Source organism: Streptomyces sp. TG1A-60 (genome assembly GCF_037201975.1).
Classification (GTDB): Bacteria; Actinomycetota; Actinomycetes; order Streptomycetales; family Streptomycetaceae; genus Streptomyces.
Window position 1 is genome coordinate 2438736 of the sequence record NZ_CP147520.1, and the last position, 11979, is coordinate 2450714.

The 11979-nt window shown below is 70.1% G+C and carries 9 protein-coding genes and 2 pseudogenes; 2 read left to right on the forward strand and 9 right to left on the reverse strand.

Annotated elements, in window-relative coordinates; all coding sequences use genetic code 11:
* Window positions 1-69: 69 nt before the first annotated feature.
* From WBG99_RS09875 to WBG99_RS09890, 4 genes and pseudogenes are all read right to left on the reverse strand, one after another.
* Window positions 70-1602 carry a fused MFS/spermidine synthase gene (locus WBG99_RS09875; protein WP_338895967.1) on the reverse strand — a complete coding sequence of 511 codons (1533 nt, stop codon included), beginning with the start codon at window positions 1600-1602 and terminating at the stop codon, window positions 70-72.
* Window positions 1603-1703: 101 nt separating this feature from the next.
* Window positions 1704-2147, reverse strand: coding sequence for a DoxX family protein (locus WBG99_RS09880; RefSeq protein ID WP_338895968.1), 444 nt, complete (start codon window positions 2145-2147; stop codon window positions 1704-1706).
* 396 nt (window positions 2148-2543) lie between these two features.
* Complete coding sequence (locus WBG99_RS09885) at window positions 2544-2756, reverse strand: EF-hand domain-containing protein (protein WP_338895969.1); 213 nt, start codon at window positions 2754-2756, stop codon at window positions 2544-2546.
* Between the two features lie 71 nt (window positions 2757-2827).
* Window positions 2828-3271 (reverse strand): annotated as a pseudogene (locus tag WBG99_RS09890) (MerR family transcriptional regulator); the annotation flags it as partial.
* Between WBG99_RS09890 and WBG99_RS09895 the strand changes: the two are divergent.
* A pseudogene (locus WBG99_RS09895) lies at window positions 3268-3540 on the forward strand (GNAT family N-acetyltransferase); the annotation flags it as partial. The pseudogenes WBG99_RS09890 and WBG99_RS09895 overlap by 4 nt on opposite strands.
* A 190-nt stretch (window positions 3541-3730) precedes the next feature.
* Here WBG99_RS09895 and WBG99_RS09900 read toward each other — a convergent pair.
* The 5 genes from WBG99_RS09900 to WBG99_RS09920 all read right to left on the reverse strand — a co-directional run bounded on the left by WBG99_RS09900 (window position 3731) and on the right by WBG99_RS09920 (window position 9505).
* Window positions 3731-4933: a YncE family protein gene (locus tag WBG99_RS09900; protein WP_338900277.1), complete on the reverse strand. Its 1203-nt coding sequence runs from the start codon at window positions 4931-4933 to the stop codon at window positions 3731-3733.
* A 180-nt stretch (window positions 4934-5113) separates the two neighbouring features.
* Window positions 5114-5617, reverse strand: a complete 504-nt coding sequence (locus WBG99_RS09905) for an ATP-binding protein (RefSeq protein ID WP_338895970.1) — start codon at window positions 5615-5617, stop codon at window positions 5114-5116.
* Between the two features lie 331 nt (window positions 5618-5948).
* On the reverse strand, window positions 5949-6716 hold the full coding sequence (locus WBG99_RS09910) for an enoyl-CoA hydratase-related protein (RefSeq protein ID WP_338895971.1): 768 nt from the start codon (window positions 6714-6716) through the stop codon (window positions 5949-5951).
* 90 nt (window positions 6717-6806) lie between these two features.
* Entirely contained in the window at window positions 6807-7979 is a 1173-nt protein-coding gene (locus WBG99_RS09915; protein ID WP_338895972.1) for an Ig-like domain-containing protein, read from the reverse strand.
* A 299-nt stretch (window positions 7980-8278) separates the two neighbouring features.
* A complete protein-coding gene (locus tag WBG99_RS09920; protein ID WP_338895973.1) occupies window positions 8279-9505 on the reverse strand; it encodes an Ig-like domain-containing protein in 1227 nt (408 codons plus the stop codon).
* A 149-nt stretch (window positions 9506-9654) separates the two neighbouring features.
* Here WBG99_RS09920 and glgX point away from each other — a divergent pair, with 149 nt between their 5' ends.
* Window positions 9655-11910 carry a glycogen debranching protein GlgX gene (glgX, locus tag WBG99_RS09925; protein WP_338895974.1) on the forward strand — a complete coding sequence of 752 codons (2256 nt, stop codon included), beginning with the start codon at window positions 9655-9657 and terminating at the stop codon, window positions 11908-11910.
* The last annotated feature ends 69 nt before the right edge of the window (window positions 11911-11979 follow it).

Here is an 11979-nt window from a genome sequence, read left to right on the forward strand (position 1 = left end):
GTTTTTCGGCGCTGTGCGCGACGTCATGAGCACCGGCGGTGCGCCGGCAGGGCCTGGACGTGTGTCCTGTCACCGGCTGTTCCGTGGGCTGTAGGGCTGGAGGAGCTGGTCGACGGGTGCGTAGTCGTCGGTGAGCAGTTGGGCGTCGCCGATCCAGGAGGTGAGGTCGTCGCCGGTGGCGATCTTCCATCCGGTCTGCCGGGCGTCCAGCGCTTCCTGGGTCGCGCGCAGGTCGACCGGTCGGTTGGAGGCGAGGACCACCAGGTTGCCGCCCTCGGGGGTGGCGGTCGGGGCGAGGCCGATATCGGTGGGTTCGCCGAGGAGGGCGACGTGCTCGAAGGTCTCGCCGAGGGTGGCTACTTCGGCACGTGCGAAGGCCATGGCACCGTGATCGATGAGGTTGGCGACGTACAGGCCGTCCTCGTCGAGCACCCGCCGTACGTCGGTCATCGCTTCCACCGTGGTGAGGTGCCACGGCACGCTGACGCCTCCGAAGGCGTCGCCGACGACGAGGTCACGGCTGTCGGCGTCCAGTCGCCGCAGGCCGAGCCTGCCGTCCTCGGCGCGTACGTCGACAGCGGCTTCCGATTCCAGACCGAGTTGGTCGCGGTCGATGCGCAGGACACCGCTGTCGATCTCGGACACAAGGCTGCGCGTCCCGGGCCGCGTGGCCGCGAGGTAACGGGGGAAGGTGAGCCCGCCGCCGCCCAGGTGGTGGGCGGCAAGCGGCTCACCTTCGGGAAAGGCGGCATCGACCACCGACGCGATGGCGCGCACATACGTGAACTGCAGGAAGGTCGGGTCGTCGACGTCGACGTAGGAGTGCCGCAGGCCGTCCAGAACGAGTGTGCGTCCGCTGGACCGGTCGGGGTCTGCGACGACCCGTGCGCAGTGGTATCTGGTCTCCGCGTCGCAGCCACCGGGCGCGACCATGGTGGCGAGGCCGCCGGCAACGATGACGAGTGTGAGGGCGAGGGTGCCGCTCCATCGGCGCGTTCGCCACTCGACCAGCGCCGAGCCGACCACCAGCAGTGCTCCGAGGCCGATCAGGATGCCGCTGACCGGCAACCGCGACACGAGGACGAAGCCGGTGAGGACGGTGCCGACGATGGCGCCGACGGTGCCGACGCCGGACAGTCGGCCGACGACCGTTCCGGTCTCGGCGAGGCTGGTGAGACGCAGCTTGGTCACGATCGGCGTCACCGCGGAGAGCAACGCGCCCGGCACGAGGATGGTCAGCGACGCGATCAACAAGAGCATCGCCGGTGCCCACTCCGCGGTGGTGCGCAGGACGACGGGGGTGAGCGCCACGACCGCTCCCGACACCCCGAGCGAGGGGCCTATGAGCCGGCGTGGATTGACCTGGTCCGCGATGCGCCCACCCAGCCACGAGCCGAGGGCGATCGCGGTGAGGGCGATGCCGATCACCATGGTGCTGGTCTCGAGAGTGAGGCCGAGGTAGGGGGCCAGCAGCCGCAGAGCGACGATCTCGACCACCAGGACCGCGGCCGAGGAGCCGAACACAAGCACGGCAGCGGCGCGGGGACCCAGGCCGTTGCGAGGTGTGCCCTCGGCGGCAGACGAGGAAGAGGATCCGGTCACGGGCGACATCCTCGCACGCGACTCATCGACCGAACGACATCGCGAGAATCCTCATGCACGCGACCGCGCGCGGGGACGTGTTCCACGTCCTCCCACGCACCTCAAGGGCTGACCCGGCGCGAGTGCGCGCCGGGACCTGCTTCGCGGTCGGTCTGGCCCGTGAGGGAGAGGGCGCCCGGTCCGCTGAAGACCAGGAGCAGGAAGGCCCAGCAGAACAGGGCCGGGGCGAGGCCGCCGTTCTGGAGGGGGAAAAGGCCGTCCTTCTGATGCTCCGTGAAGTAGGCGAAGGCCATGATGCCCGAGCTGATGAAGGCGGCGCCGCGGGTCGCTACTCCGAGGAGTACGAGGACGCCGCAGACCAGTTCGATGACTCCGGCGTACCAGAAGGGCCAGTCGCCGACCGGACTCGCCTCGCGGTCCAGTATCCCGAACACCGTGGCGGCGCCCTCGCTGGTGAACAACAGGCCCAGGGTGATGCGGAACAGGCCCAGTACGAGGGGTTGGCGGGCGGTGAGCCAGTCGTTCAGACGCGCGGTGCTGTTCATGGGTGCTCCTCTAACGGGTCGGCGCATGCGGGGCGGTGCGGGCCATATGGGCCCTGATGCACGGGTACTCCCGGTTCTTCCTACGCGTGTGCCCGGCCGCCGGTTCAAGGCTTCCGCCGACATCTTCGAGGGTGGCGTTCGAGGCTGCGGTTCCCGGCTTCCATCGAGGCGAAGATCACCGCCGCCGACGGCTCCACCGCCACCAGGATCGTCACCCTCGACCAGAGCCCTGCCTCCCCGTGACGACTGCCAACGCCCCTCCTGGGGTGGGCACTTCGAGCACACAGGGGCGCACGCCCCCTGCCGCGGCACCGGATCGGTCGCAGCCGGCCGCACATGCCGCAGGGGCGCCCACCGCACAAAGCGCACAACGGTGGGCGCCCCATCCAGTACGGCTCACTTGTTCAGATGGGCCCAGAACTCGTCGAACGACAGAAGCCTGTCGCCGTTGAGGTCGCGGGAGCGGATGATGACCTCCGCCACGGACTCGGTGACGTTCCAGTCGCCTCCCTGGGCCAGGGCGGTCTTGAACTCCACGGCGGTGATGAACCCGTCACCGTCCGCGTCGATCCGCTGGAACTCCTTGCGCGCTGCCTCGATGTCCGCCACCGATCCGCCCCTTCTTGGTGCCCTGCCTCTTCGAGGCAGTCCTGCTGACAGTCCTGCTGACGCAGGTCAGATTAACCGGCCACGCGAGCGCGGAGTGCGGCGACCACCCACGCGAACTCCTTGGTGTGCGCCGACAGCGGCTCCACGCCCCGCACCAGCGAGGCCAGCTCCCGGAACCGGGCCAGCTCGGCGTGGGCCGCCGACGTGACGCGTTCCAGCAGGACGACCCGGTCGGCGTCGCCGAGCAGCCCGGTCAACACCTCCTCGGCGGCGGGCGAGACGGGGTCGACGCCCTCCCGCAGCGCCTCGCCCGCGAGTTTCACCAGGCGGCTCATGAACCACAGGGAGGTGCCCGCCCGCACATCGGGCCCCCGGTCCGCCGCGTTGAACTCGACCGTCTGCCGCATCCGCGCCCGGAACGCCGGGTCCTGGATCATCTCGGCCAGTTCCACCCAGGCGTCCACCTGCTCGGGCGTGGGGTCCTCCGGCAGATCCGCGAGGCTGAACCGGGTACGCGCGGCGGCGCCGTGGCGACGTACGGGTCTGGACGGCGGACGGTGGTGTCCTGACGACGGGCCGCGGGATCGCCGGGCGGCTGGAGGTCTCGGTCGAGGTGGACGAGGGCGTACGGCACCGGGGGCTGGGCCGGTCGCTGGCGACCGCCGCACGGCATCTCGTCGCCGAGCCGCTGTGGGCGCAGGTCGCGCCGGGGAACGTCCACAGCATGCGGGCGTTCCAGTCGGCCGGCTATCTGCCGGTGGGCTCCGAGATCCTGCTCAGCGCCCGATGGACCCGACGGACGCGACGGGCATCAGTGCCAGGGCTGGTAGTGCGGGTTGCTCTCGCACTCGCTCATCGGATGGCGGCGGCCCGGCGCCGCAGACGAGTTGTGATCATGACGAGCACGATCTCGGCTGCGTGGCGCCGGGCCGGGGACCCTCACCCATGAGGCGGCGCGTCCGTCTGCCTGGTTGTCACCGGAAGATGCCCGTGTGGCCGAGTGAGTAGCGGCCCGGCTGCGGATACACGGCGAGGCCGTGCGGGCCGCTGCCGACGGGGATGCGGGCGAGCTGCTTCCCGGTGCGGGTGTCGATGGCGTACACCTCGGAGTCGTAGCGGCCGGAGAGCCACAGGACCTTGCCGTCGGCGGAGACGCCGCCCATGTCGGGGCTGCCGCCGTCGGGCAGGTGCCACTTCTTGGTGAGCTTGTTCTTGGTGAAGTCGAAGACCGAGACGGAGCCCTCGCCGCGGTTGGAGACGTACATCTCGCGGGAGTCGCGGCCGACGTACAGACCGTGGCAGCCCTTGCCGGTGGGCAGCAGCTTCGGCTCGTCGAACGTGTCGCCGTCCAGGACCCACATGCCGTCGGCCATCATGTCGGCGATGTAGAACCGCTTGCCGTCCGGTGAGATCTTCACGTCCTGCGGCATGGCCCCCTCGAACGGCAGCTTCTGCTGTCCGATCACCTTCATCTTCTCGGTGTCGACCTTCAACAGCTCACCGCTGAACTCGCACGACACGATGAAGTACGTGCCGTCGGCCGAGAAGTCGGCGTGGTTGACGCCGTAGCAGGTGACCGGCTCGGTCTTGACCCGCTTCATGGTGTGCGGGTCACGGAAGACGAGCTCGCGGTCGAGGGAGGCCATGACGACGGCGTGCTTGCCGTTCGGGGTGAAGTACAGGTTGTACGGGTCGTGCACCTCGACCGGCTTGCCCGCCTTCCCCGTCTTGGGATCGATGGGGGTGAGGGTGTGGCCCCGGTTGTTGTTGACCCACAGGGTCTTCAGGTCCCAGGAGGGGACGACGTGCTGGGGCTGACGGCCCACCGGGATCGTCTCGATGATCTTGTACGTCTTGGGGTCGATGACGGAGACGGTGTCCGACTCGCTGTTGGGGACGTACACCCGGGAGGGGAAGTCCTTCACCACCGGGGAGAGCCGGTCCGGTCGGTCGGCGGCGTAGACGTCCTTGGGGTCCAGCACGGGCGGCATGCCGTGCAGTCCCCGCACCGCCGTTGACTGTTTCTCCTTCCGCTCGGCGGCTTCGGCTTCGGCGGCGACCCGGTCGGCCCGGGTCCGCTCCTCCTGCTCGTTGGTCCTGGTCTCGGTGCCGCACGCGGCCACGGCGGCGAGAACGGCGGCCGAGACGAGCGTGCGCCGCGCAAGGCCGCGCTGCATAAGGGGGGTACGGGACATGGTCACGCGCACCATTTATAGGGATCCGTACCGGGAAACCCGGCGATTGACCCGATCGACGGAGGTGCGCGTTGCGCCCAGCGCGTTGCGCGGGGCCGTGACGTGTGGGGATACGCCGCGTGGGCGCGATGGGCCACGTACGACCCGCGGCCGACAATCCGCCTAGCGATCCGCGACTCTCATCTCGAACCACGTCGTCTTCCCGCGCGGCAGCAGATCGACCCCCCAGCGATCCGAGAGCTTGTCGACGAGGAACAGCCCCCGCCCGCTGACGTCCATCTCCTGCACCGGCATCAGACACGGCAGCCCCCGTGAGGGATCGCGGACCTCGACCCGGATCCAGCCCGGCCGACGGCGCATGCGGAGTCCGAAGACGCGTGCCCCGGTGTGCCGGACGGCGTTGCCTACGAGTTCGGAGACGAGCAGGACCGCATCCTCGGTCATCTTCGGCGAGAGCCGCCACCGGCGGAGCATGACGACCTGGGCGAGCCTGCGGGCCGTGGCCGCGGACTCGGGGCGGGACGGCAGCGGGACCTCGGCCTCGGTCGGATCGCCGAACAACTCCAGTGCCTTCTGCGCCCGTTCGTCCTCGATCGCAGGTGACCAACGCGCCGCGGTCGCACTAACGTGCCGCCGCGGCTGTTCGATACCCTCCAGCCCCGCCATGCCCCCATCATGGCCGTCCTGGCCCCCGCTCGGGGTTGTTCCTCAGGAATACAACCCCCGGAACCAACCATTCCGGGGATTTCGATAGGCATATGCCAAAGGCATTCAACGTCCCGCCACAACCCGCCCGACCTGCAGAGACCACCTGAACTTCGGTCAACAACAAGGCGCCTGGGCAAGAATCCCTGAAGGCTGTCTCAAGGCTCCGATAACCGCCCCTTCGGGGGACGCGGGTAACGCATCGCGCGCAAGTGGATCAGGGAATTCGGGGGCCGATTCCCCGGCCGCCGCTGGAACCCGCGGGCGGGTTCCAGCGCCTTCGGACGAACCGTCAGACGAACTTCGCCTTGCCCGGCCCCTCCTCCACGAAACTGCGCATCCCGCGCTCGCGGTCCTCCGTGGCGAACAGCCCCGCGAACCAGTTCCGCTCGATCGCGAGCCCGGTCTCCAGGTCGGTCTCCAGCCCCGCGTCGATCGACTCCTTGGCGGCCCGCAGCGCGATGGCCGGTCCCTGCGCCAGCCCGGCGGCCCAGGCGTGCGCGGCGGTGTACACCTCTTCGGCCGGCACGACGCGGTCCACCAGGCCGAGCGCGAGGGCCTCGTCCGCCTTGACCATGCGGCCGGTGAAGATGAGGTCCTTGGCCTTGGAGGGGCCGATGAGGCGGGCCAGCCGCTGGGTGCCGCCGGCACCCGGGATCACCCCGAGCAGGATCTCCGGCTGGCCGAGCTTCGCGTTCTCCCCGGCGATGCGGTAGTCCGCGCACAGCGCGAGTTCGCAACCGCCGCCCAGCGCATACCCCGTGACGGCCGCGACGACCGGCTTGGGGATACGGGCCACGGCGCTGAAGGAGTCCTGCAGGGCCCGGGACCGCGCGACCATCGCCGCGTGGTCCATGGCCCGCATCTCCTTGATGTCCGCGCCGGCCGCGAACACCTTCTCCCCGCCGTAGAGCACCACCGCGCGCACGTCGTCGCGGCGCGTGGCCTCCTCGGCGAGCTCCTTGACGCCGTCCTGGGTGGCGATGTCCAGGGCGTTCATCGGCGGACGGTCGAGCCGGATCGTGCCGACACCTTCGGCGACTTCGAGATGCACAGTCATGACGGCAGGCTAACGGGGCCTAACGACAACGGCCCCGGTGGAGTGCGTCACACCGGGGCCGTACGTCACCGTCTCAAGAGCGGGCTGCGGCTACGCCTTCCACTTGTCCCACGACATGTTCCAGCCGTTGTACCCGTTGTCCGGGTCCACGATCCGGTCGTCGGAGTTCTTCACGACCACCACGTCGCCGATCATCGTGTGGTCGAAGAACCACGCGCCGGGCGCGCCGCGGTCGTAGCCGCCGCGGGTGTCGCGCAGGCCGATGCAGCCGTGGCTGGCGTTGTAGTTGCCGAAGGCGTCACCGCCCCAGTAGTTGCCGTGGATGAAGGTGCCGGAGGTGGTCAGGCGCATCGCGTCCGGCACGTCCTTGATGTCGTACTCGCCGCCGTAGCCGACCGTCTCGCCGTTCATCCGGGTCACCCGCAGGCGCTCGCTGACGACCATCTGGCCGTTCCAGGTCTCCATTCCGGGCTTGCCGGTGGTGACGGGGAAGGTCTTGATGACCTTGCCGTCCCGCGTGACCTTCATCGTGAGCTTCTTGACGTCGACGACGGAGACCTGGTTGCGGCCGATGGTGAAGGAGACCTTCTTGTTCTGCTCGCCGTAGACGCCGTCACGGCCCTCGACGCCGTCCAGGTTGAGGTCGACGGTGACCTTCGTGCCGGCCTTCCAGTACTTCTCCGGGCGGAAGTCGAGGCGGTCGTTGCCGAACCAGTGGCCCTCGACGTCGACGGCCGGCTCGGTCTTGACGGTGATGGCCTTCTCGACGTCCTCGGGGGCGGTGATGCCCCGCGTGAAGCGGATCGAGAACGGCATGCCGACGCCGACCTTCGAGCCGTCCTCGGGGGTGAAGATGCCGACGAAGGTGTTCTTCGGGGTCAGCGTGGTGAAGGACGCGTCCTCGGCCGCCTCACGCCCCTCGGAGTCCTTCGCGACGGCGTGCACCTTGTACTCGGTGGCCGAGTTGAGATGGATGGACGGCGTCCAGGTGGCGCCGTCGCCCGATATCTCCCCGGCGATCTTCTCACCCTTGTCGTTCTCGACCGTGACCTCGGACAGCTTGCCCTTGGCGGCGGTCACCTTGAGGGCGCCGCTGGTGGCCACGTCGTCGGCGCCGTTCTTCGGAGCGATGGAGACCACCGCTTCCGAGGCCTTGGTGGCCGTCTTGACGGAGGCGCTCTTGTCGGAGCCCGTCCCCTTGTCCCCGTCGGAGCCGGAGTCCGAACCCCCGCCGCCGCCGCACGCGGTGACGGCGAGCAGCATCAGGGCCGGCAGAAGAGCCAGGGCCCCCTTGCTCCGCCGCGTCCGCGCGCCAACCGACGCCCCCGATATCGGTCGCCCGTTCAATGTTCTGTTCTCCCCTCGCACGGCCTGATCAGGCCCGCACCCCTACGCGCAGCACGCGCGTCCGCACGTACATTAACCAGATGATCGGCATGGTTCGGCCTCGGCGAATGTCACCGTTCAGTCCCAACTTGAACAGTCTCCGGCCCTGATCCGGCCTTGTTCCCGCCCTGGCCCCGCCCTGCGAGCTCCCCCCGCGCACGTACACCTATGTCGGTCTACTTCACCGCGGTACCCGCTTTCCATTCCTTCCACCCCATGTTCCACCCTCCGAGGCCGTTGTCGGGAGCGACCCTTTTGTCGTTGCTGTTGACCACCTCGACGACGTCCCCGACGAGACTGCGGTCGAAGAACCAGCCCGCCGGGGTGCTCGAACTGCCGCCCTTCACATCGCGCAGGCCCACGCAGCCATGACTGACGTTGGCCCGTCCGAAGATGTCCGGGGCCCAGTAGTTGCCGTGCAGGAAGGTGCCGGAGGTGGTCAGACGCATGGCGTGCGGGACGTCCGGGATGTCGTACTCGCCCTTGCCGTTCGCCTTCTTGAAACCGACGGTGGCGCCGTTCATCCGCGTCACCTCCAGCATCTCGGTGACGACCATCTTCCCGTTGTACGTCGTGGTGCTGGGCGCCCCGGCCGTGACGGGCAGGGTGGCTAGCACACCGGCGCCGCGCTCCACACGCATGGTGTGCCTGGCCGCGTCGACGGTGCTGACCTGGTGGCGGCCGACGGTGAAGGAGAAGGTCCTGTACTGCTGGCCGTAGACACCCGGCGCGCCCTCGACGTCCCGCAGCCGCAGACCGACGGTGACCTTCGTGCCGGGCTTCCAGTACGTCCGCGGACGGAAGTCGAGGCGGTCCCCGCCGAACCAGTGCGGGCGGACGTCGACGGCCGGCTCGGCGGTCACGTCGACGGCGCGCTCGACGGCCGCGCGGTCCTCGATCTCCCGGTTGAACTCCAGGGAGACGATCATCCCGGTGCCGACGGTGGCCCGGTTCTCCGGTGTGACGTACGCGATGAAGCGTTCGTCGGGGACGTACGTCGTGAAGGTGACGTGGCGTGCCGAGCGGCGGCCGTGGCCGTCGAGGGCGACCGCGTCGACGGTGTACTTGGCGGCCAGCGCGAGCTTCCGTGCGCCGGTGGGGCGCCAGGTCATCCCGTCGGCGGACAGCCGCCCCGGCACGGGTGACTCCTGGGCGTCCTGCGACTTCACGACCTTGACGGACTCCAGGCGCCCGCTCGGCACCCGTACTTCGAAGCGCTGCTCCGGGCGCACGCCCCTGCTGCCGTCCTCCGGTGCGACCCGGATCGTGTCGTCAGGGGCCTTTGCGCTGGTCAGCGGCGATTCGGCGGTGCATCCGGCGGCCCCGGCCAGCAGGCTCGCCCAGGTGAGTACGGCGGCCAGGGCGGCCCCGGCGCGGCGCGTGTGCGTCTGTGCGTGGTTCACGTGCGGCCCAACGACGGCGCACGCTCCCGGGAAACGTGAGTGCGAGGCGTGCTCTGGGCAGAACCCTTGGGAGGACGACTCGGCGGGGAGCAGTGTCTGGACACCGGCTCCCCCTTCATGTCGCCCCACCGAGCCGCGGGAGGCCTGAGGTGTCGAGCGCAGCCGAGCAGGAGGCAGTGCAGGAGACGCGCGGAGTGCCGGCCGCGCGTCCGGCCACCGTGCTGAACGGCAGCCGGCGGGGCGAGGCCGCGCCGGAGCCGAGGTCCGTGTGGCCGGGGGCGTCGACGCCGCTGGGCGCGCGGTTCCGGGTGGGCCCCGACGGGGTCGCGGGCACCAACTTCGCGCTGTGGGCGGGCGGGGCGGAGGCCGTGGAGCTGTGCCTCTTCTCCGAGGAGGGGGTGGAGACGCGGCTGAGGCTGACCGAGCTGACCCATGAGATCTGGCACGGCTTCGTGCCGGGCGTGCTGCCGGGCCGGCGGTACGGCTACCGGGTGCACGGCCGCTGGGACCCGTGGACCGGCGCCCGCTGGAACCCGGCCAAGCTCCTCCTCGACCCGTACGCGCGGGCCGTGGACGGTGAGTTCGGTTTGCCGGCGGAGGTGTACGCGCATGTCCGGGACTGGCCCGAGCAGCATGTGGCGGACACCGTGCGCGACGAGCGGGACTCGGCGCCGTACGTCCCGAAGGGCGTCGTCGTCCACGATGACGACGACTGGTCCGACGACCACCGTCCGAAGACCCCGTGGGCGGACTCGGTCATCTACGAGCTGCACGTCCGCGGCTTCACCAGGACCCACCCCGGCGTCCCCGAGGAACTGCGCGGCACGTACGCCGGTCTGGCGCACCCCGCCGCGATCGAGCACCTGGTGAGGCTGGGCGTGACGGCGGTGGAGCTGCTTCCCGTGCACCAGTTCGCCCACGAGGACCATCTGCTGCGGCGGGGCATGCGCAACTACTGGGGCTACAACTCGATCGGCTACTTCGCCCCGCACGCGGCGTACGCGTCGTCCGGCACGGCCGGGCAGCAGGTCGGGGAGTTCAAGCGGATGGTGCGGGCGCTGCACGCCGCCGGGATCGAGGTCGTCCTCGACGTGGTCTACAACCACACGGCCGAGGCCGACGAGCGCGGCCCGAGCCTGTCGCTGCGGGGCATCGACAACCGGGGCTACTACCGGTTGCAGGGTGACGCGCGTCGCTACGCGGACTACACGGGCTGCGGGAACACGCTGCATGTGGTCCAGCCGCACGTCCTGCGCCTGATCACGGACTCACTGCGGTACTGGGTGACGGAGATGGGGGTGGACGGCTTCCGCTTCGACCTGGCCGCCGCACTCGCGCGCTCGATGCACGACGTCGACATGCTGTCCCCGTTCCTCGCCGTCATCGCCCAGGATCCCGTCCTGCGGCGGGTGAAGCTGATCGCCGAGCCGTGGGACGTGGGGTCGGGCGGCTACCAGGTGGGCGCCTTCCCGCCCCTGTGGACGGAGTGGAACGACCGCTACCGGGGGGCTGTCCGGGACTTCTGGCGGGGTGCGCTGCCGGACGTACGGGACCTCGGCTACCGGCTGTCGGGGTCGAGCGACCTGTACGCCTGGGGCGGGCGGCGGCCGTACGCGTCGGTCAACTTCATCACCGCGCACGACGGTTTCACGCTGCGGGACCTCGTGTCGTACGAGCGCAAGCACAACGAGGCGAACGGGGAGGGAAACCGGGACGGCTCGGACGACAACCGGTCCTGGAACTGCGGGGCGGAGGGCGAGACGGACGACGAACGGGTGCGGGCGCTGCGGCGACGGCAGTTGCGGAACCTGCTGACGACGCTGCTGCTGTCGACGGGGGTGCCGATGCTGGTCGCCGGTGACGAACTGGGCCGCACCCAACGGGGCAACAACAACGCGTACTGCCAGGACAACGAGATCAGCTGGCTCGACTGGGGGTTGTTGGAGGAGCCCGGCTGGAAGGCGCTCTTCGATCTCACGGCCCGCCTGATCGCCCTGCGCCACCAGCACCCGGTCCTCCGCCGCCGGGCCTTCTTCTCCGGGCGGGCGCGTTCGGCGGACGGGCTGCGGGACCTTGCCTGGTTCACGGCCCGCGGCACCGAGATGACCGAACGGGACTGGTACGCGCCGGCCGCGACCCTCGGCATGTACCTCTCCGGACGCGACATCCCCGGCCGCGACGCCCGTGGCGCGCCCATCGTCGACGACAGCTTCCTCGCCGTCCTCCACGCCGGGGACCGGGCGGCGAGCTTCGTCCTGCCGGGGACGCCCTGGGCGGAGCGGTACGAGGTCGTCGTCGACACGTCGCTGGAGGAGCAGGCGGAGGGGCCGGGCGTGGTGCGCGAGGCGGGGTCGGTGGTGACGGTGCCGTCCCGGGCGGTGTTGTTGCTGCGGGTGGTGGGATGAGGGGGCGCGGGGAACCGCGAGAGCGACCGCTGACGATCCGCGGCCGAACGCGCCGGCTCAGGATGCCCC

Coding starts and splice junctions, on each gene's coding strand:
- WBG99_RS09880 (WP_338895968.1), bottom strand. CDS start 2,147: ATGAACAGCACCGCGCGTCTGAACGACTGGCTCACCGCCCGCCAACCC.
- WBG99_RS09900 (WP_338900277.1), bottom strand. CDS start 4,933: ATGCAGCGCGGCCTTGCGCGGCGCACGCTCGTCTCGGCCGCCGTTCTC.
- WBG99_RS09905 (WP_338895970.1), bottom strand. CDS start 5,617: ATGGCGGGGCTGGAGGGTATCGAACAGCCGCGGCGGCACGTTAGTGCG.
- WBG99_RS09910 (WP_338895971.1), bottom strand. CDS start 6,716: ATGACTGTGCATCTCGAAGTCGCCGAAGGTGTCGGCACGATCCGGCTC.
- WBG99_RS09915 (WP_338895972.1), bottom strand. CDS start 7,979: ATGCTGCTCGCCGTCACCGCGTGCGGCGGCGGCGGGGGTTCGGACTCC.